The following is a 21,066-nucleotide window of genomic DNA, read 5'->3' on the forward strand; positions in this document are numbered from 1 at the left end:
GATCCCCCCAACCCCCCTTGATAAGGGGGGCTTTTTACTGGTTGAATTTGATCCCCCCAACCCCCCTTGATAAGGGGGGCTTTTTACTGGTTGAATTTGATCCCCCCAACCCCCCTTGATAAGGGGGGCTTTTTACTGGTTTAAGATGTATAAGTCTGTGATATATTACAGGTTACAAGTCGCTGCGCGAGAAAAAAATACTGACCTCCATTGTCCAACATCGAATATTAGCTTATAACCACTAGCAGGTAAATGTCCCAATTGACTAATCTCTAATAAAAAAGTTAGCTCATCATAGCTCAACCAGTTTCCGCTCCTGCGCCAACCCACCTCGTCAGCAAATTTTCTATAGACATCATAATCATACTCTCCTGGGACACCACCGCAATCCAGCCAGACTTTTTTCTGCACAGAAAAGCCAAATTTGCCGCCGCTATTATCTACCCAGAGCTTGTCAATGGTGCGTAACTCCTCACAGGGAAAGTTTTCAGCACTTTCTTCATCTAGCCAGCCTTCATCTTCCCGTTTAGCAATTAACAACATTAACCGCGCCGTTTCCTCATCGGCTTCGCGCCATTGGCCATTTTTCAGATAGGTTTCTAGTTGGGTAAAGAGAGAAGTCTGTCGTTTTTGTTCTAAAAGTTCCAATCTGCGACGTTTTTTAACAGGTAATTCTCGATAACATCGCTCCGCTAATCCCTGAGCTTTAGGATTAGATTGATTATAAAAATGAACAATAAAATCAGTCGGATTAGTCAATAAAGTGGCATACATAATGCAAGCCTCGTACCAGAGATTTTGCTCCCAATTTTCCTTGAGTAAATTTTCTTGTTTTAACCGTTTAACTTCCAAAGCAATTAAATAGGACTGAAAAAGATTATGGGCAAACTCATAGTATTCATCCTTTTTCAAAATTAACTCACTCACATGAATTAACCGCTCTACAAAATCCTTAGCCGAAGTGCTTTCAGGATAACCCAATTCCTGAATAAAATTTTGTATAGAACTCAGTAATTCTGAATATTCAATCGTGGTTGTATTTCCCATTTTCAGGGCTAACTGTTGTAATACCCGTTGACGATGATTTTCCTCATTGTTATCTAAAATCATATCAATGCCCCTAGCTTGAGGGCGAGTGATCAATTGCAGATCAAAAATTCGGCGAAATAAATCCGCTCGTTGCTGAGGTAATTTTTGTTCCGAGCCAAAGTTTGCCCGATGTAACTGTACTATCATATTCAGATTTAAGGGATTTCTCGCCAAGGCTAATAGAGTAGAACTTTCCCCGGAATCATCGAGAGCAAATAACTGATTAATTAAATCCTTTGCTTTATTATCGGCAGCTTCTTGTTTAGCTTTTAAACTTCTGCTAACTCTGGTTTCCTGCTCTTGCCAGAAATACCATTTATAGACAAAATCCCGAATATTTTCATCGGTAAATTCATTAATAAACACCTTTTGCCGAGGTTTATGCTCAGAGCGAAACGCTTGATAGCCTTTCGGACGAGAAGTTAAAATAAAATAGTTTTGGCGAAAATCATGCCACTGTTTGCCAATCCATTGACTGATTTTTTCGGCATATTCGGGTTTAATTTCATCAAAACCATCAAACATCACTAACATTCGCTGACGGGTTAAATGACTTTTAGCCCAGTTCTGAGGTAAATCTAATTCTTGAGAAATATCTTGTTTAAGATGTCGCTCAATTAAGGTCGGTAAATCCAATCCTTCTGTGGTGGTAATCACTTCCTGCCATCTCCGTAAACGTAAAAAGACAGGAATTAAAAAAGGTGCATTTTGTTTCGGTTGTTTTAGAGCGTAGTTATAGGCTAAATGACGCAATAAAGTCGTTTTTCCTCGTCCACCAGGAGCCAGAATTAACAACCGTAAATTTGTCCTCTTTTTAGCCCGTCGCAACAAATCCCAAATATCATCCCCCGTACCTTTAGACTCTTCTTCTGAGCGCAGTTCTAATTGACTCAGATCCAAATTAATAAAAATTTCTTCTAGTTCCGGAGTAGAAAAACCAAAGATTGTATCTTCAATCCCTTCAATATCATCATAACGACAATCTGAATCCCGTAATTTAATTAAATATTTCCCGTCAGGATTAGCTAATTGCCAACGTATTTTTTCAATTCCTTTGTCTAGCCAAACAAAAAAGCTTAAAGCTGTACCTTTACCATGATTTTTACCTTTGGTTCTTGCCACTTCTAAAAACGCTTTACTCCAGGCTGATCCGTAGGTAAAAAAGCCCGTGACGATAAAGGTGACTCCCCCGACAATAATCGCCTTAACCGTGTCATGTTGACTAAGCCAAGTTAAGATACCTGTAATGCTACCCCCGATAATTGGAAGGGAAGGAGCGGAGGTTCGGAGTTGATGGGCAACAAAAGCAGTGATTTTTCCCGTCCAAACTTGAGCCTGTTCCTTTTCCTGGTCAAAATCTGATTCTTTTTTCTCTTCAGATTCCGATGCTTCCGGCTTTGTGGTTTTATCGTCCATAAACCCCCTTTGATCAACCTCCTCTAATTATATTAGAACTCTATTGAAGATAGATTTTGGGTTCGATCCCCCCTGCCCCCCCTTGTGCCGATCCCCCCTTAATCCCGCCTTAATAAGGGGGTGCCGATCCCCCCTGCCCCCCTTGATAAGGGGGGCTTTTTACTGGTTTAGTTTGATCCCCCCAACCCCCCTTGATAAGGGGGGCTTTTTACTGGTTTAGTTTGATCCCCCCAACCCCCCTTGATAAGGGGGGCTTTTTACTGGTTTAATTTGATCCCCCCAACCCCCCTTGATAAGGGGGGCTTTTTACTGGTTGAATTTGATCCCCCCTGCCCCCCTTGATAAGGGGGGTGTTTGACAACTTAGCATCAAAATCTCTGTTTATTTTAATAATAATAAACGCTGGGGAGATAAAGTAACAGTCCAAGGCAAAGCTTGCTCCTTAATTTCTAACCATTTATCCTTATATAACTCTGCTTGGATATGAAAATCTCTGTCATGGTTGGAGGGTTGATTAAGTTTCAGATAGAGAGTCACCCGATGGGGTCCTTCAATGGCATTAGCCAACCAACAGGGAAAAGTATTAATATCGCCTAAATCTCGACCAAAAATAATTTGATGGGCGCGAATTCCCGTATAGGCTAAATAGTCGGGAATTCCGGGGATGGTGTGTAATTTAACATCCCAATCAATGGCTTCTAATTGTTGATTATTGATGATAATAGCACGGGAAAAATTTTTACAGCCAGTAATTTTTGCCAAACTAACGCTATCTGGTCGCTCAAAAATTTTCTGTTTAGAATTATTAGCAATTGCCCGCCCTTTTTCCATAACTAATAAATTCTCACATATTCGATAGGCTTCATCCATATTATGGGTAACAAAAATTGTCACGCCATCGTAATTACTTAAAGTTTTGATCATCTGACGTTCTAATTGAGCGCGTAGATGGGTATCAAGGGCAGAAAAAGGCTCATCTAATAATAAAGCTTCCGGACGACTAGCTAAAGCGCGAGCGATGGCGACCCGTTGCTGTTGTCCCCCCGATAATTGATGGGGATAACGGTTTTCCATGCCGGGTAACTGCACTAATTCCAATTGGTTGGCAATCTGCTGTTTAATAACTTTTTTAGATAAGTTTTTGGAGAGACCAAAAGCGATATTTTCTGCTACGGTGAGATGGGGAAAAAGAGCATAATTCTGCACCACAAAACCGATACGACGCTGACGACTGGGGAGATTAATTCCCTTTTCGGAATCGAAGAGAATGCGACCATTTAAGACAATACGGCCCCTTGAGGGCGTTTCTACCCCAGCCAGCGATCGCAAAATGAGGCTTTTTCCCGAACCCGAAGCCCCTAATAGTCCTAATGGCTGATTTTGGCAGTTAAAAGTGACCGAGAGGTTAAAACCGGGTAAACATTTCTCTATATCGACAAATAAGCCTATTTTATCCCTATAATGCTGATTTTCAGCTGCTAAAAGGGCAAAATCGCGACCCTCCCAGGGTGGCAGCCAGTCCTCCATCTCGTTAGGTTTGCTTTCTCCCAGTCGTCCTAATTGCTGTTTACGTTGACTTTGCCAGAGATTAACGGCGATAATACCCGATAGGGAGATTAATATGATAATAAATACCCATATCCAAGCCTCGGTCATCTCTCCTGCTTCCACAGCGAAGAAAATGGCCATCGGGATAGTTTGAGTTTGCCCCGGAATATTACCGGCTAACATCAAAGTCGCCCCAAATTCCCCCAAAGCGCGGGCAAAAGCTAGGGTTAATCCTGCTAATACTCCGGGGAAGGAGAGGGGCAAAAGTAGGCGCCAGAATATTTTCCCTTCCGATGCCCCTAGGGTGCGGGCAACCTGTAAAAGACTGGCATCCACCTGTTCAAAAGCGCCGAGGGTGGTTTTGTACATCAGGGGAAAAGCCACCACCGTCGCGGTGATAACGGCGGCATACCAAGTAAAAACGATGCGAAAGTTAAATAGGTCTAATAACTGTCCTAATGGTCCGTTTTTGCCGAATAGGAGCAGTAAAATGAAGCCTAACACCGTCGGGGGCAAGATTAAGGGTGCGACGAAAACTGCCTCGATTAGGGATTTCCACCGTCCACGATAGCCTAACATCCAATAAGCGGCGGCAATACCGAGAAAAAAGATGATTATCAGGGCAATGGTGGCGGTTTTCAGGGATATCCATAGGGGGGAAAAGTCTGGCATTGTTTATCTGGCTATTCCGAAGCCGAATTTTTCAAAAATGTTTTTAGCGGCTGTCCTGGTGAGATATTGGGCGAAAGTCTTGGCAGCTTGCGGGTTTTTGCTGGCTTTAATCACAGCTATGGGATAAATAATCGGAGAATGGAGATTATTGGCAGCCGTAGCCACTACTTTTACTTGGTCGGAAATTTTAGCATCGGTGATGTAAACAATGCCAGCATCGGCGTTACCAGTCTCTACGGCGGCGAGAACATGACGGACGGAGTTGGAAAAGACCAATTTTGGTCTTATTTGCTCTAAAATGCCGAGATTTTTCAGAACTTCTTCACTGTACTGACCGACGGGAACGCTGCGCGGTTCACCCACGGCAATTCTTTGGATATTACTGTTAGTCAGGGAAGGAAAATCGCTGATTTTTAGGGCGGAATTCTTGGGAACGATTAAAACTAGGCGATTAGTGAGCAGGTTTCTTCTGGTAGTTGTATCGATTAAACCAGCTTTTGCTAAAGCGTCCATTTGCTTAGTGGCAGCCGAGAGGAAAACATCGGCCGGCGCACCTTGTGTAATTTGCTGTTGCAAAGCTCCCGACGCACCGAAGTTATAATTAACTTTAATGTTACTATGGGCTTTTTCAAACCCCGGCTTGATTTCTTCTAGGGCCTCTTTGAGACTAGCGGCGGCGGAAACTAGAATTGTCTGGGTTTGCGCGGTGGCGATAGTAGAGGAAAAAAGGTTTATACCCAGAGATAATAAGCAACTAAGGACAATTGAGCCGATAAAAGCCAGAAAATATCGTCTTTTCATCAAGATTGATAGCAAGCGATCGATATTTATATTTCTATCACAACCAATCCACCGCCCGAAATCTCTATCTAGGGTTTGCGGCAAAAAGTTTTCCGTGGAGCGTGGGGTGTGGGAAGTCAGGATAAGTAGGATTGGCTGAATATCCAGCAATTCTCATTTTGAAATAAATAGAGCATTAACCCCGATTTTGGAAGGCAAAATATAGTAGAAAGTGACTATTTTTCAGGGACAGGCGATCACAAAAAAAACAACTGGTGGGACAAATTAATTATAAATACTCAAGCAATCAAAGGGATTGGCTGAGAACGAACGGGGTTAATTCAGGAAGATAGTTCTGTTTTTAGAATAGGGAATTCAAGGGAAATAAAAATTTATAATTAAGTAGTCGTGCAAAATAAATTTCCTAGTGAAGAAAGGCAAAAGGCAAAAGGCAAGGGGGGGTTAGATGTGTGTAATTAATTTTGCTTAGGTACTTATTGTCAGCTAAGGTAAAATGGGTGACAGCACGTCAAATTATTCGGCTCTTCGTTACTTGTTATGGTTCGATAGGGGGGCATAAATCGACTAAATCCTTATCTGGCAAGAGACTTAATTGATTAGTTCCCTCTAGATAAAAAACAATTGACAAAAATCGCTAAATGCCTTTCTCTATAAGAGTTTCATTCCTTATAACCCTGTACATTGCATCAGACAAACCGAAGAAACGCAATTTAATGTTCTGATAGCCTTGGGATGATTCAGAGCTAAACCCACAGGTCAAAAATTAAATCATAAAATCCCGCTTGCTTGGCTGGAAAATCGCCCCTTTCTATCCTAGCAATAATTGATGGTAAAGCTGCGATGAAAGCAGGGCTTCTCTCTTTCGGGTGTAGACTCCAAGCTCTAGGGTTGGTGAGGTTAATCCTCAGATAATCCGTCTGTTTGAGCTTCTCAGAAACCATAATTTCCCAAGAATCTAATTTTCCCTTTCCAGTCCAGATATTTAGGGCTGTTTTCATCCCTTCTGACCAATTTTTTACAAACTGCTGCCGATATTCATTATACCAGATGATAGGCAGGGGTAATAACTCATCAAACCGGTTACATTTGAGCAAATATAGGCGACTTCCAAAATATTTAAATTCATAAAAACCTTGAGGATTTAATTTGCCCGTATCTGATTCACAAAACTTACCATCAGAGGTGGGCGGTCCTGTCATAGGACGGACAAACATAATCCGAGGATTTGCTTCCATCAGATCAATTCCTTCAGCAATCCATTTGTAGCCTGGCTCTTGGTACATCATCATATCGCTATCAAAATGCAGCAGATAGTCACTCTGACATTCTTCTATCTTAAAAATCGAGCCAAGGATCGGATAGCCTTTATAGTTATGAGTAGGTTTTATGGCACTGCCGAAATGTTTTAGATATAATCGTTCTTGATACCTGGAATCGTAATTAAAATCTACAATCCGGTCAACCACACCCTTGTGCAGCAAAGTTTGTGCACATTGGCGTAAGTCTTCCATCGTACCAATACCAGGACGATCAACTTTTTCCCCACTTAAAGCAGCCGTGTCTATGGCTAACACTTTTTCTTGAAAGGGAAAATTACACATCTTAACTATATGGGGGATAGTAAGCATCATAAATGGTAAGTCAGTCCGCGCTACAAAAAACCAAAGCGAACAAGTAGGAGATGCCATTAATCTTGCCTCTAACCATTTAGATACGGGACGGGGCTTATTATAACATCTTCACAGCTTTTTTACCCCTTTTGGCAGTTTAAACCCCACCCCAGTTCCTAGTCTTATAGAGTTAGTTGACAAGACTGGGATTTGTGAGGTAATTTTTTAGAAGATGCCCAACTGGGACGATTGATCTCTAAGTATTTTATGACTTTCCCCTTTGTCTCAATTATTATTCCTGTTTTTAATGATGTAGAGGGTCTGAAAACTTGCCTAGAAGCTCTTGAGCGACAAATGTATCCTACGGACGATTGGGAGATCGTTGTTGTCGATAACGGGCCCGATGATAGCATTAAAGATTGCGTGGCTCGATTTCCTCGAGCCTCTTATCTGGTAGAAACCATCCCCACGCAATTTGCTGCCCGCAACACGGGGATTAGGGAATGCCGGGGTGAAATCATTGCTTTTACTGATGCTGACTGCCTTCCCGATGCCCACTGGCTGAGAGAGGGGGTAGAGGATTTGGTCAATACTCCTAATTGTGGTTTGGTTGCAGGTCATATTGAGGTTTTTCCCGAAATCGAAGGCAAAGCCAACGCGGTTGAGCTTTTTGAGATGATTACAGCTTTACCCCAAGAAGAATTAGTTACGAAGATGAAATTTGGCGCAACTGCTAATATTTTTACTTTTAAACAGATTTTTGAAACCGTAGGATTTTTCAATCTCTCTCTTCCCTCGGGAGGAGATTTAGAATGGGGACGGCGAGTTAGTAGCGCAGGTTATCAAGTAGTTTATGCCCCAAAAGCCCTAGTCAAACATCCTGCTCGCAAAACTTGGCCTTCCTTAAGGTCTAGAACCATAAGGGTCATGGGGGGATTGCATCAGATCAATTTAATCAGTTACCCCCATCGGTCTAATTTAAACCGTTTCCGGGGCTTAATCGGTGATATTTGGCGAGATTGGCCTAACCTGAACGATCTTCTGGCTATCTACAAAGATGCCAGAATTCCCAACCAAAGCGATCGGATCAAGGTGGTCTTGGTTACTTTAGCGGTAAAGTGGACAAGGATTTCTGAGAAAGTTAGGCTGTTTTTAGGGGGAGGATTAAAGACGGACTACAATAGAGATTTACAAGCAGTGGGTATTAAGTCAGAAAATATTTGATCTATAGGGGTTTTCCCTCGCCTGAATTCAGTTCTTATACCCTCTCTTTAGGAATCGGCAGAGGTGTTGTTTACGTCTTATTTAGGTTTGCCAGAGCTGATAACTTTTGCTTAATTTTAATCAGGATAGTTTTTATTTTACTCTTGAATAGATTAGAATTTTTGGTAGATCTTTGAATTTGCGTGATTAAATTTTCTGCTATCTTAATCCTCAACAACTTGGCCGTATCTTCAGAGATTTTATTTTCTAGGTAACTTAGCGCATTGCCTAAGGCATCATCTTGAAAATCTGGACAAAAAATGTTAGTGTTTCCTTGCACTCGACTGACGAAAATGAGCCCCTTAATATAGGCAGTTGCTAGAGTTTCTAAATCTAAATCAGATGGCACAAAGTATTGCAAGATATCTTGGAGAGTCTCCTCACCTTCTGCCGCCGCTAAGGCGACACCATAGTTAAAAAAAACGGCTCGATTACGGAGTTGATTGTAGTAAGAAATATCAATGGGGGGATGGACGTTTTCTAGCTGAATCAGGCGCGGATCTTCCTTGGTTAAGCAATCCAAAACCTGTAATATCCCTTTTAAGACCCTGAGTCCTTGCCGACTATGAGAGCTACAATTCTGACGGTATTGAGCTAAAAAATCAGGTATATGCAGCAATTTCTGACGGGATCTGGCGAAGCGAATCCAGATATCCCAGTCTTCACCCCCCGCAGTACCATCGAAATTGAACCAGCCTACTTTTTGCAGAGACTGGGAGCGGATCATAATGCCCGCAATCCCCCCCCAAGTATTGTGTTCCAGAATATTGGGCCAGCTAGGAACTTCACTTTGATCGAGCTGGCCTAGTATAGTCTGGCCATCTTCCGCCATCATCCAAACGTTAGAGGCCACAGCGGCTGCTTCAGGGTTTTTGCTTAAGCTTTCTACACACTTGGCCATCATTGACGGAGCGAGCAGATCATCGGCATCTAAAGTGATTAGAAATTCGCCCCTGATCAAAGCGCTGCCGTTTTTCCTGGCCGCTACTTGCCCCTGTTGTTCTTGATATAAATACTTAATCCGCTGGGGATATCTCTGGGTATATTCTTGGGCTACCTGATGGGTGTTGTCGGTGGAGCCATCATTGACAATAATTATCTCATAGTTTTGATAAGATTGTCTCAAAACAGATTCCACTGCTTGAGCAAGTAAGTGTCCATGCTGATAACAGGGAATTAATACGGAAACTTTGCCGAGCTCAAAAATGGGATCGTTCTCTAGCATATCTTGCACTCATAGGGGTTTATTCTCGGGTTTGCCTAATAAACCTTTGAGTTTTTTACTTAGCCTACTTTTCCAAGTGCGGAAAATTGTGGTCAGGTGATCGCGGATCACATATTGCCAGCGCCAAGGCCAAGATAAATTCTTCAGCCTGTACTTAAGAAACAGATCGCGATTGGGCATATTTGGCCCGTGACCAAAGCCTGCCCAGTGGGTATATAGTATTCTTTTCCCATTTACCTTGTGAGTATTATCGGCAAACTCTATCTTAAATTTTGCCCACTCGGAGCCTAGATCGGGGATAGCCTCAGTAATGGCTTGGGTTTTCAGCCCCTTAATATCCACACAGTAGTTGACAAAAGGCTGGACAATACAATTATCAGCAAAATGCTGTCTGATTGTGGCTGCTTGTTCAGCCAACTCTTGAATATCATCTAGGCTAAAAGCTCCCCGGGAAGATATAAAAGAGCCTGCGTTGAAACCATTTGCCCTATGCTCTCGGATCATTTTATCTCTAAACTCCCCCTCTTTATAGACCTGATCGAATATACCCCTATAGTAGTACATAAATTCTAATTCAGAGTTGATATAGGTTTGGAACAGCTCTTGCAAGCTATCTAAAACAATAATGTCAGAATCTAGAAAGATAAAATGCTCTAGGGGTCCCCAGAAGATGGAAAAAATACGAAATCTGTGATTATGTATATCGTCGATACCCCTTACTTTTGCTCCCACTCCATCTAATAGCTCCAAGTTTATATCGCGATAAAAATTGAAATTGTATTTCTGAGAAATTTTACTTAGTTGGGATATATTATCATTAAAAGGTATAACATATAGAGGGCATTCAGGCTCATAGGCCCTGAGACTTTCTAAGAAAGGAATCATCCATTCCAAAACCTGATCATTAGCTAAACAGTATATACCTACTTTTCCAAGCGTCTTCATGGGTTAAGATTTATCAACGAGTTTCCGCTATTCTACTCAGGGACACTTTTCTTGTCAATCTCAGGGAAAAGGAAAATCCTCAACGCTTACGGTCAAGTAAATTGTGGCCAGAGCTACAAGTCCGTCAAGATACAACAATTTCACCGCCAAGGATAAAGTTAGTATTTTGTTCCTTTCCTGTTCCATCCTTTCAAGCCACGAGGACTCTAAGGACAGGCAAGATCTCAACCTAATTCGTTGCTAGGTCTTGCCGGAGCCGGTCTCTAAATCGGTTAACTGTGATATAAATATTTTTAGATGGGAGCAGTAGAAACTTATGAGCAACGGAATCTGTACTTTGGCTAACGATCGGGTTTACGATCAGCTAGTGGCTCTGCTGAATAGCATTGAGGCGAATGGGGGAAAAGACTTACCAGTTTGTGTCTACCCCTACGATGACCAAACCGAGGAAATTGCCAAGTTAATCGCTCAACGCCCCCAAGTTGAACTGTATCGCGAGCGGGAGTCGATGGAGAGGTGGGATAATTTTGCCAAAGCAGCCTGGGATTCCCATCCTACAGCCCGCATCAGGTGGCAGCAAGCGGGAAGCAATGGCTATCATCGTTTTGGTACCCATCGTCGCTACTGTGCCTTTGACGGCCCCTTTGACCGATTTGTCTATATGGACGCGGATACCTTACTTTTGTCTCCCATAGACTATTTCTGGGAAAAGCTAGACGATTATGATTGTGTTATCTACGATTATCAGTATAAAGATCCCTCGCACGTCTATGAAGTTAGTTCGCCAAAGTTACTGAAAATATTCTCCGAAGAACGGATCAAAAAAGAGATTTTCTGTTCAGGAATCTATGCTTCTAAAAAAAACTTATTTGAGGAAGAAAAGAGAAATTGGATTCTGGAACAATTGCGTTCGGGAGAGTCAGAGATTATCTATCCCATGGCAGTGGATCAACCTCTTCTAAACTACATGATGATGAGAACAGGTACTTCTATATACAATTATGCTTTGAATACTCCTCCAGAAAAGAGAGTAGGTAACTGCGTTACCGATCCCAAATTTGTCGAAAAAGATAATTTATTGTATGATAAAGGATATAGGTTAATTTACCTTCATTATATTGGGATTTCAAGCAGTTTCTTTACTAGATGTTGCCAGGGAGAAAATATAGATTTTCCCTATCGCAGTTTATTTTTATATTATCGCTATCTCTACGAACCTGAAAATTATCCTCAATTTAAATCCAGTCCTGTCTGGTACAATCAACCTAAAAGTTTAGGAAAAAGAATGAAGGAAAAATTACAGAGAATAGCCCGTAAAGTTTTTTCTAACTAATAACAAGAGGTTAATTTGTGACAGAAAAAATAGTAGGTATGCTCAGCAGCTATCCCAATTTAAATCAGGGAGATTGGCTATGGAAACAAACTCCTTATTCCATGGGAGTTTGGGGTAATATTTCCATGCAAGCTAACGCTCCTGAGCCAGATTACTTGTTACTTTATCAGTTTGATTTTCCGGAACCAAAGAAAGAGCAAGGCGGCTGGAAAAATTGGCTCAAAAAACCAGCAAAGCCACAGCAGGCACTTCCATCTATTTTGGGGAGAGTTCCCAAGGAACGCATTATCTATCTCTTAAGAGAACCGCCCTTACCAGAAGTGTTATCGACCAATCTGGAAAATTACCGCATCGCCAGCGAGTATTGTGGCTATGTATCAGGTCCGGATGATTACGCGCCTCAACCATACTATATGCCTGCCGACTGGCACATAAGCAACAGCTTTCGAGATCTGGCCGATTTGCCCTGTCCGGAAAAAATTCGCCTCTGCTCTTGGATTACCTCTGGAACTACCCGCACAGCCAATCATCGCCACCGTTTGTCCTTTATGCAGCTAATCAAAGATAACGAACTTCCTTTCGATTTTTATGGGCGAGGTTTGCCGGACTGGACGGGTTCGAGAGGCTCGGTACAAAATAAATGGAATGTCCTAGCTCCCTACTACTACAATCTGGCCATAGAAAACTACGCACAGAGTAGGTGGTATATCAGCGAAAAGCTCTGGGATCCGCTATTAGCTTGGTGTCTACCTATTTATTACGGTGGAGCGGATGCAGAGAAACTATTGCCACCGAAAAGTTTCTTACGCCTGCCCAGTTTGGATCAAAAAGGAGTTGATTATTTGCGAGAGGTCACTTCTAGTTTGGATGCTTGGCACGAAGCGAAAGAAGCGATCGCCGAAGCGAGACAAGTTATCCTGTACGAGCTGAATCTACTTAACTGGCTCTCTAATTTCGTGGTATCCTAAATGCCAATGGTTCTCTTCGGTTTTGTTGGCAAATTGTTCTATATGATGCCTATTAGCCGCAACTATGAATGCTCCTAAATCAGGACGAAAACTGGGACGGTAGGGACAGAAGGTGTTTTCCTGAGTACAGGATAAACAAGAGAGCCAAGCAATTGTTAAAACAAGTATTTCGTATATTGGTGGTTAAAAAATGCTGAAAAAAACTATTGGAGTCTATATGCCCTATTTTATGGGAGGAGGTGCTGAATCTGTGGCTCTCTGGATACTAGAAGCCTTAAAAGAAAAATATGACTTAACTCTTTTCACCTTTTACTATCCAGACTGGGAAAAGCTAAATAAGTTGTATGAAACATCCCTCAGTCCCAAAGAAGTTAAAGTTGTTTCTGTATTACCAAAAAGTTGGCAAGGCATCTCAGAGTTTCTCATCAGTAATAATCCTCATTTTCGGCAGATATCCATTCATTTAAGCCTGCGTTATTTAAAAGAAAGAGCCAAAAATTATTCCTTGGTGATATCAGCTTGTAATGCGGCCGATCTAGGCGTACCAGGAATCCAATATATCAATTGGGTTAAAGTCCTTGAAGGTGGTAAAATACACCAGAATATGCCCTACCTAAATATCTCCAATTTTTCTGTAGATAACCTCAAAAAGAATCTGTCTATTTCTAACTCTTTTGATGTAGCCAAAGCAGTCAAAGAAGTTTACGGGCTTGATAGTACCGTTATCTATCCCCCAGTGGTCATTCCCGTTAAGGATATTGCTCCGGAGCAAAAAGAGAATGCTTTTGTAATTAGCGGTAGGTTAACAGTAGATAAAAGTCCAGATTTCGGCATTAAAGTCTTAAAAGCAGTGCGGGAGAGAGGATTTTCCATCAAACTCCATATAACTGGGGGAGCTGGGGGAGCTTTTAATAAAAAGTATCAACACTATATTGAACAATTGGTAGCAGAAAATTCCGACTGGATTCAACTGTATAAGGATCTTCCCTATGCAGATTATTGTAATATACTGTACAAATGTAGGTATGGTATCCATCCCAAGAAAGACCAGTTTGGTATCTCCGTAGCCGAAATGGTGAGAGCAGATATCATTCCCTTTGTACAGAAAATAGGAGGTCAAACTGAAATCGTCGGTAAGCACAATACAGAATTGCAATTTAACAGTATGGAAGAAGCAGTAGAAAAGATTATTGCAGTAATTAGTAATGAAAAGAAACAGGAAGAGCTTTTAATGTCCCTCTCCCATCAAAAGTCTCTTTTTTCATCAGAGAAATTTCAAAGGGAAATCAGTCAATTTGTAGATAATTATTTCTCTGACAACGTTTCCGAAACCTAGGCAAGAGATTCTAACGCTTGCACATACTATGTGACTACATCATCCCAGGTCCACAGGCGGGGAGCATCTCACTTGTGCAACAAGTATTAATGCTTATGGCTGTCAAAAACTATAAAACCTTGAACTTTAAACCCCAACTAAGTTGAGACCCGTAGTTTTTCCTCCTCTATTTTAAGATGAGTTTTACTCCATAAGTGATCGGCCAAAACGAGAGGCACGCTATATTGATCACTATTCTAAAATGGAAGCAGGGGATTTTTGCTTGAATCTATGACTGTAACACTGCTTGCACCACCGGCTGAAATAATTCACCTGTCCGGGATTAGCTGGAAAACCTACGAAACGCTGCTCGCAGAAATGAGCGATCGCCGTCTCCGGCTGACCTACAATCGTGGCAATTTAGAAATCATGGCTCCTTCGACCGGACACGAATTTAGTAAAACCCTCATCGGTCGCTTTGTCAAAACCCTAGCGGAAGAATCAGCAGTCCCGATTTATCCCCTCGGTTCTACCACCTTTAAACGCCCTCAATTAAGCGGTGCAGAACCCGATGAATGTTTTTATATTGATAATATTGAGGCGGTTCGGGGGAAAAAGCGACTGGACTTAAATGAAGACCCACCACCGGATTTAGTCATAGAAATTGATGTCACCAGCAGTTCTCAAAATCGCCTTCAGGTTTATGCAGATCTAGGCGTGGCAGAGGTTTGGGTTTATAATGGGGAATCTCTGGTTATCCAACAATTACAAAATGGCAGTTATATCACCTCCCCAACCAGTCAATTTTTTATAAATATTCCTATTTCAGAGATTGCTATATTTTTACAACAAGCTGAGACATTGGATTACCTAGAGTTAGTAAAAGCATTTGGGACTTGCGCTTTGATAATGTACCTTTTGGGCGAACGCAGTTCGCCCCTACATTGTGGACAAAATCGGTTACTGTAGGGGCGCAAAGCCTGCGCCCTCCGATCGATCAGGTTTGCTGATCGATCGGAGGGCGAGAGCCTTCGAGAGCCCCCGCAGCTAAGGGACTTGCGCTTTGATAATATGCCATCTGGCTGGTCTGATTCTTCTACAGAGCGATTTTCTGGCTGGGATATTATTCCCACGCAAGTCCCTTTCGGAATTGGGTAAGAAGTCAGTTGAAAAAATAAATCTGAACTGGAGTCTCAAAAATGGGAACTAACAACTTTTCCTTTTTGGGTCGTTGGTCGTCAATACCAAATCAGGTTACACCTCATCGACCCAAAGGTTAATGCGGATGGAGGGACTCGAACCCACACATCGAAAAGATACTAGAACCTAAATCTAGCGCGTCTACCAATTCCGCCACATCCGCAAATATGTCACCTTACCCTATCATAGCATAAGATACTATAGGAAAGATAAAATTTTTTATTCTTAATAATTTTATGCTCTTAGGTTTTGTCTTTCAGTCTCCCGGCCCCGTCCTCTGGGAGATTGGACCGATTTCGGTGCGCTGGTATGGATTTCTCATCGCTATGGCGGTATTATTGGGTGTCACCCTCTCCCAGTACCTCGCCCAAAAAAGAGCGATCAATCCCGATTTAATCGCTGATTTGGCCATTTGGTTAGTAGTGGGGGCCATACCTGCAGCCCGTTTGTACTATGTTCTCTTTCAGTGGCAAGAATACGCGCAAAATCCTGCCGATATTATCGCCATTTGGAAGGGAGGTATCGCTATTCACGGGGCAATTATCGGGGGTTTGCTGGCAGCCCTAATCTTTGCTCGCATTAATCGGGTTTCTCTTTGGCAATTACTCGATCTGGTGGCCCCTTCCGTCATTCTCGGTCAAGCGATTGGACGTTGGGGTAACTTTTTTAATTCGGAAGCTTTTGGCAGTCCGACTAATTTACCTTGGAGGTTGTTTATTCCTCCCGCTAGTCGTCCTTTAAAATATATCACCGTCGATTATTTTCACCCCACCTTTCTCTACGAATCTATCTGGAATCTGGGAGTTTTTGCCCTACTCATCTATCTATTTTTCTGGGGTTTAAAACACCCTAGTAAATTAAAAATTGGCACCCTTACCCTAGTCTATTTTATCGCCTACAGTCTTGGTAGATTCTGGATCGAAGGACTACGCACCGATAGTTTAATGTTTGGGCTTTTGAAAATGGCGCAAATAATTAGTTTAGTAGCGATCGCTGTTGGTCTTTTCGGTTTATTCTGGTTATATAAACTGCAGCGTCCTTTACCGGATGTGGTGGCGACCGTCAGTTATAATCAAAAGTTACCCTAGCTAACCCTGACAATGGATCTAGTAACAATTTTTCAACAGGTTTTAAACGGTTTATCGATCGGTAGTGTCTATGCTATTTTTGCCCTCGGTTACACTTTGATTTTTTCCATTCTAGGAATTATCAATTTTGCCCATGGCGCAATTTTTACCCTCGGCGCCTATTTTACCTATGCTCTAACGGGGGGAGTTTTCGGTTTTAATGGTCTATTAGCTAATGCCAAATTACCCTTTTCTTTACCCTTTTTTTTAGCACTTTTGCTAGGCTGTATCCTTTCAGGTTTCACCTCGGTTCTTCTGGAAAGATTAGCCTTCAAACCCCTCCGGGTAAGGGGTTCCGATTCTCTCTTAACTCTGGTTTCTAGTCTAGGGGCAGCCGTGGTAATTGTCAATGTTATTCAATACTTATTCGGAGCAGAAATTTATACTTTTCCCGATGATATTTATGGCAATCTTCCCCCCGCAATTAATTTTGGTACAGCCGATCGCCCCGTGGCAATTCGCACAATTCAGATTATTATTTTTCTGGTTTCAGCAGTTATGGTGGCTTTACTAACTTATTGGGTTAATTTTACCAAAATGGGCAAAGCTTTACAAGCAGTAGCTGAAGATGTCACCACGGCCAGTTTGTTGGGGATCAATCCCGAAAAATTTATCGTGATTACTTTTTTTATTAGTGGTGCCTTGGCAGGTTTAGCAGGAACTTTAGTCGGTTCTAGTGTTAGTATTGCCGGTCCATATTTCGGTATTGCTTTCGGATTAAAAGGTTTAGGAGTGATTGTTTTAGGGGGATTGGGAAGTATCCCCGGAGCAGTAATCGGTGGTTTATTATTGGGTATTGCCGAAGCTTTTGTTCCCGCAGAATATTCCGGTTATCGAGAAGCGATCGCTTTTGCTATTCTCTTTATTATGTTGTTAGTTCGTCCCCAGGGTTTACTAGGCAGAAAGTTAATTCAAAAAGTCTAATTCGGTTTAATTGTCCGCGAGAAAAACTGTTTTTCCCAACAAAGAAGATTGATAGGCAGCGTAGGCCACTTCTAGGGCATAAAAACTGGCTTGGGGAGTAACATAAAGAGGAGACCGATCGAACAGATAATCTAGCACCATGGCGGTATCTTTAGCAAAAAGACCACGACGGGTTTCCACTTCTAAAACTTGGCTACCTTCACTATTAATTAACTGCCCTTTTTCCCCTTCAAAAATTAAGCTGCCCCCCTCACCATGAATAGTGAAAGTTCGCTCATTTTGCCAAAAAACTTCGCCTTTGCCGTAGGTAACTTCGGCAATTAAGCCATTTTTAAATAATAACTGCGCCTCACACAAACAGGCCAGAAAATAATCGGATTCCGGGGCATTCCAATAACGACAATGACAGGATACGGACTCCACTTCCCCAAATAAATTAGTAAAGCGATGGATACGAGAAAGGGCAGCAATCAAAGGAAACCCGAATAAATCCCGATGAAATGTCCAGCGCCGGGGTGCTGGTCTGCCGGGGGCGATTGTGGTATAACGGGCTAGGTGGATATTGCCGAGGCTGTCTAAATACTGCTGTTGGGTTTGATGCAGTCCCCCCAAAAGTTCAATATGTTCGACGTGCAGTAATTTGTTCTCGGTTTCGGCTAGGGTGATTAATTCTGCTGCCGCTGCCGGGTGAAAAGCCAGAGGATACTCGACGATAACGTGCTTACCAGATTTTAAGGCAGTACGGGCGATCGAGGCATGGGCCTGATTAACGTTGGCAATGACAATCAGATCGAGATCAGGATGACTGGCCAGGCTTATTGCCGAATCTAGGGCAGAAATTTGGTATTTTTGCGAGAAATTAACGATCGATTCGGGACTATTACCGCTAAAATACAGAAGCTGGGCGCGATCGTCGGCTTGCAAGCTTTCAGCGCGACGTTGAGCGGCGAACCCTGTGCCAACTATACCAATTTTTAAGGGACGATGAGAAGTCATCAGGGGCATTCTGGCGACATTAATTATCGGGAAGTGGGGTGTGGGGTGCGGGGTGCGGGGAGAATAAATAAAAACAATCTCCTGACTCTTGCCGACTGCCTCTTGCTTTTCCCAGCTTTATCTTAGCAATCAACTCATCTATTATCTCAAAAATAGCGCCCTGAAAGATGTGGGAGGGTGAATTCATATTTTTAATGGGCAACGCCAATTTTTTGCTCCTGTTTAGGCCCTAGATATTCTAAACCGCCATCGGTTGTCGGGGAGCATGACGACTAGGGGAAACCACTACGGGAGTGGGCGACACTGCACAGGTTAATTCTAGAGACTGTTCTAAACTAACCACCCGATTGAGTTCTTGCCATTCAGTGCCAAAAGGAGGCATCGCTAGAGCGCAGGCTTTCCAATGAGCTTCGACGGGAACATCTAGTTGTTGACAAGTGCCACCGCGCCGACCTTGGGTTTGATAGTATCGGCAGTATCGACAGGAAGAAGTAAGAAAGTTTGCGGCTTGCATGGGTTGGCTTTAAAAGGAAGATGATTATAAGGAACTCAAGGGATGACTCTCTTTTCGCTCTGTGTAATATTGTCCTACCCCGTGCCAAGGGTATTTTCCTGACTAGCATAGCTAGGACTGATACGCCATATAGTTTTTAGTGATCCCCAAAAAAAATTTTGTTTTTAGAATCTTTTAATAGTTACTTTGCAAAAAGCAGCACTGTCTCAAAACAGAGGAGTTAAACTCAGTTGTGGCCGAGGTTATCGGCTCTGGTATCGGCGATAACAAAGCGGGGATCAAGCCTTAGCCGAATAGAATTGATGAATACAGGTTCAATTAAGACAGAAAAGATCGGCCAATTGATTCCCGACTCAAAAGCACTCTTTCCACAAGACTATTAAGAAATTGAATCTTTTACCCCGCCCGACTGGGCAAAACAAAAAGCACAACATTGCCAACGCTCAAGCTCTCCGGAGGGACTGGGAGACTGACAACGAGGACAAATTGGCCAGGATCGGGTTCTATGAACTATTTTCTGGCTCCAACTCTCTAAACTGTCCGGTTGCCGGGGATTTTCTGGCGGTTTTTCCGGGGTGACATAACTAGGATGATCTCTCAGGGATTTAGGTGCGATCGCTTCTGGAGGAATTAACTGACTATCTTGCTGCCAACGGGCAGCAGAAAAGCGGATATCGCCCAAGGGAGTCTCTAACTGACTATTAAGCCGTTTTAATAAGCTATAGCGTTGTAAAGACAATTCCTGTGCTAAAGCGGCGCTACTGGTAGCCACCGATAAAACCCCGCGATTGAGGGAAAAAGGCCGAGTTTGCTCCAACAGACGGGGATTAATAATTTTTGGCCATAATTGCAGCACTTGCTCATAGTGGCGATATTCTTCCCAACCCGCCTGTTGAGTAATAACCGCTAAAATTTTGTCAAGAGAATGTAAAGACATCTGGAAAATCTAGAGAGTACCACGTTAGACTAGGACGAAAAAAACCCTAAGTAGCTGGTTATAATTAAATTAAAAATGGATTTTAGGTTCGATCCCCCCTGCCCCCCTTGATAAGGGGGGTGCCGATCCCCCCTTAGTCTCCCCTTGATAAGGGGGGTGCCGATCCCCCCTTAGTCCCCCCTTGATAAGGGGGGTGCCGATCCCCCCTTAGTCCCCCCTTGATAAGGGGTGTTTCTGATAATTTTTAACGCCTACCTACTTAACTTTTCAGCATAACCCTATAATACCGTCATGAAATCCGATCGACCCCCATCCTCCCAAGATTTGCCCCTCTCGATCGTCCATCAACCCAGTTCATCCATTGATCCCGCTCAGGAACCAGAATACCTAGAAGCTACTGTCATTAACGTCTATCCCCCAGCTAAAGATGTCTTTTTTACCCCTTGGGGCATCCGGGCAATGGTGATCTTTTTAATTGCTAATAGTCTCCTCAGTCTCAATCAATGGTTAACCAACACCACCCCGAGGAAAGCTGAGACTTCGCTGCTGGGTCAGCACAAAAATAACTCCCGCCACCTCGATCGATTGATAGCGATCGCTCGTCCAGTAGAGAAAACTCCTCAAACCAGTCCGATCGTTAATATTCCCGCTCCTCCCGTTAAAACTAGCCCGATCGCTAACATTCCCGCTCCACCAGTGGTTCAGAGTCCCCCCACCGCCATCAATCTGACTAACGCCCTCTTACCCCCGAATCCGCCACCGTCCCTCATACCCGCCCATCCATTACCCGTCAGTAAGATCCAGCAATCTTTACCCGTCGCCCCCCCGGACCCCAATACCCCGCCCGTATCTTCCCTCGTTTCCCCACCACCGCCACCACCGCCCCAAGTCACCCCCGCCCCCTCTCCGGCGGTCATTAACGAACGAATGTTAGAGGAATTGCGCCAAAGAGAAGAATCACCCGCTAATTTACCCTTTTTTCAACGGGAAAAAGCCCGTCGTCTGGCTAATCAAAACCCACAGGATGCCACGGAGTTAATGAAACAGTTACCGCCAGAATTACAAGCATCCCCTTCTCCCTCTCCCAGTAGTCCGGCACCCCCAGAAACAGCCGATCCCTCCCAGTCCCCCGTCCCTAGTTCTATCATTATTGATAGGAGCGGCACTTCGGTAAACTATTAGG

At 43.0% G+C, this 21,066-nt stretch carries 17 protein-coding genes and 1 tRNA gene; 8 read left to right on the forward strand and 10 right to left on the reverse strand.

Annotated features, from left to right (window positions below; all coding sequences use genetic code 11):
- Nucleotides 1-165: 165 nt before the first annotated feature.
- The 4 genes from IM507_RS05585 to IM507_RS05600 all read right to left on the reverse strand — a co-directional run bounded on the left by IM507_RS05585 (nucleotide 166) and on the right by IM507_RS05600 (nucleotide 7,214).
- A complete protein-coding gene (locus tag IM507_RS05585) occupies nucleotides 166-2,505 on the reverse strand; it encodes a GUN4 domain-containing protein (RefSeq protein ID WP_287636755.1) in 2,340 nt (779 codons plus the stop codon).
- A gap of 381 nt (nucleotides 2,506-2,886) precedes the next feature.
- Complete coding sequence (gene modB / locus IM507_RS05590) at nucleotides 2,887-4,725, reverse strand: molybdate ABC transporter permease subunit (RefSeq protein WP_123230887.1); 1,839 nt, start codon at nucleotides 4,723-4,725, stop codon at nucleotides 2,887-2,889.
- 3 nt (nucleotides 4,726-4,728) lie between these two features.
- The gene (gene modA, locus IM507_RS05595) at nucleotides 4,729-5,526 is read right to left on the reverse strand and encodes a molybdate ABC transporter substrate-binding protein (RefSeq protein WP_002731822.1); all 798 of its coding nucleotides are present in this window, start codon (nucleotides 5,524-5,526) and stop codon (nucleotides 4,729-4,731) included.
- Nucleotides 5,527-6,269: 743 nt separating this feature from the next.
- Nucleotides 6,270-7,214, reverse strand: a complete 945-nt coding sequence (locus tag IM507_RS05600) for a hypothetical protein (RefSeq protein ID WP_002774920.1) — start codon at nucleotides 7,212-7,214, stop codon at nucleotides 6,270-6,272.
- A gap of 189 nt (nucleotides 7,215-7,403) precedes the next feature.
- Here IM507_RS05600 and IM507_RS05605 point away from each other — a divergent pair, with 189 nt between their 5' ends.
- The gene (locus tag IM507_RS05605) at nucleotides 7,404-8,360 is read left to right on the forward strand and encodes a glycosyltransferase family 2 protein (RefSeq protein ID WP_123230889.1); all 957 of its coding nucleotides are present in this window, start codon (nucleotides 7,404-7,406) and stop codon (nucleotides 8,358-8,360) included.
- 70 nt (nucleotides 8,361-8,430) lie between these two features.
- Here IM507_RS05605 and IM507_RS05610 read toward each other — a convergent pair whose 3' ends face one another.
- Nucleotides 8,431-9,624 carry a glycosyltransferase family 2 protein gene (locus IM507_RS05610; protein ID WP_002753560.1) on the reverse strand — a complete coding sequence of 398 codons (1,194 nt, stop codon included), beginning with the start codon at nucleotides 9,622-9,624 and terminating at the stop codon, nucleotides 8,431-8,433.
- Between the two features lie 9 nt (nucleotides 9,625-9,633).
- Nucleotides 9,634-10,569, reverse strand: a complete 936-nt coding sequence (locus IM507_RS05615; RefSeq protein ID WP_002745794.1) for a glycosyltransferase — start codon at nucleotides 10,567-10,569, stop codon at nucleotides 9,634-9,636.
- A gap of 316 nt (nucleotides 10,570-10,885) precedes the next feature.
- Here IM507_RS05615 and IM507_RS05620 point away from each other — a divergent pair, with 316 nt between their 5' ends.
- From IM507_RS05620 to IM507_RS05635, 4 genes are all read left to right on the forward strand, one after another.
- Nucleotides 10,886-11,902, forward strand: coding sequence for an Npun_R2821/Npun_R2822 family protein (locus IM507_RS05620; RefSeq protein ID WP_002734110.1), 1,017 nt, complete (start codon nucleotides 10,886-10,888; stop codon nucleotides 11,900-11,902).
- A 17-nt stretch (nucleotides 11,903-11,919) separates the two neighbouring features.
- Nucleotides 11,920-12,870, forward strand: coding sequence for a glycosyltransferase family 10 domain-containing protein (locus tag IM507_RS05625; RefSeq protein ID WP_287636756.1), 951 nt, complete (start codon nucleotides 11,920-11,922; stop codon nucleotides 12,868-12,870).
- A gap of 190 nt (nucleotides 12,871-13,060) precedes the next feature.
- Nucleotides 13,061-14,206, forward strand: coding sequence for a glycosyltransferase (locus IM507_RS05630; protein ID WP_287636757.1), 1,146 nt, complete (start codon nucleotides 13,061-13,063; stop codon nucleotides 14,204-14,206).
- A 270-nt stretch (nucleotides 14,207-14,476) separates the two neighbouring features.
- Complete coding sequence (locus IM507_RS05635) at nucleotides 14,477-15,154, forward strand: Uma2 family endonuclease (RefSeq protein WP_287636758.1); 678 nt, start codon at nucleotides 14,477-14,479, stop codon at nucleotides 15,152-15,154.
- A gap of 311 nt (nucleotides 15,155-15,465) precedes the next feature.
- Here IM507_RS05635 and IM507_RS05640 read toward each other — a convergent pair.
- A tRNA-Leu gene (locus IM507_RS05640) sits at nucleotides 15,466-15,548 on the reverse strand.
- A gap of 73 nt (nucleotides 15,549-15,621) precedes the next feature.
- Here IM507_RS05640 and lgt point away from each other — a divergent pair.
- Together lgt and IM507_RS05650 are read left to right on the forward strand one after the other, a co-directional pair.
- The gene (gene lgt, locus IM507_RS05645; protein WP_002732582.1) at nucleotides 15,622-16,473 is read left to right on the forward strand and encodes a prolipoprotein diacylglyceryl transferase; all 852 of its coding nucleotides are present in this window, start codon (nucleotides 15,622-15,624) and stop codon (nucleotides 16,471-16,473) included.
- A 12-nt stretch (nucleotides 16,474-16,485) separates the two neighbouring features.
- On the forward strand, nucleotides 16,486-17,436 hold the full coding sequence (locus IM507_RS05650; protein WP_002732959.1) for a branched-chain amino acid ABC transporter permease: 951 nt from the start codon (nucleotides 16,486-16,488) through the stop codon (nucleotides 17,434-17,436).
- Between the two features lie 6 nt (nucleotides 17,437-17,442).
- On the opposite strand, the gene IM507_RS05655 is transcribed toward IM507_RS05650, so the two are convergent.
- From IM507_RS05655 to IM507_RS05665, 3 genes are all read right to left on the reverse strand, one after another.
- On the reverse strand, nucleotides 17,443-18,441 hold the full coding sequence (locus IM507_RS05655; protein WP_002734189.1) for a Gfo/Idh/MocA family protein: 999 nt from the start codon (nucleotides 18,439-18,441) through the stop codon (nucleotides 17,443-17,445).
- A gap of 229 nt (nucleotides 18,442-18,670) precedes the next feature.
- Entirely contained in the window at nucleotides 18,671-18,946 is a 276-nt protein-coding gene (locus IM507_RS05660; RefSeq protein WP_002733655.1) for a hypothetical protein, read from the reverse strand.
- A gap of 379 nt (nucleotides 18,947-19,325) precedes the next feature.
- Complete coding sequence (locus IM507_RS05665; RefSeq protein WP_002733675.1) at nucleotides 19,326-19,883, reverse strand: DciA family protein; 558 nt, start codon at nucleotides 19,881-19,883, stop codon at nucleotides 19,326-19,328.
- Nucleotides 19,884-20,174: 291 nt separating this feature from the next.
- Between IM507_RS05665 and IM507_RS05670 the strand changes: the two genes are divergently transcribed.
- Nucleotides 20,175-21,065: a hypothetical protein gene (locus IM507_RS05670; protein WP_069474043.1), complete on the forward strand. Its 891-nt coding sequence runs from the start codon at nucleotides 20,175-20,177 to the stop codon at nucleotides 21,063-21,065.
- Nucleotide 21,066: the final 1 nt, after the last annotated feature.

Origin of the sequence: Microcystis sp. M20BS1 (assembly GCF_020245305.1) — a bacterium.
GTDB lineage: Bacteria > Cyanobacteriota > Cyanobacteriia > Cyanobacteriales > Microcystaceae > Microcystis > Microcystis ichthyoblabe_A.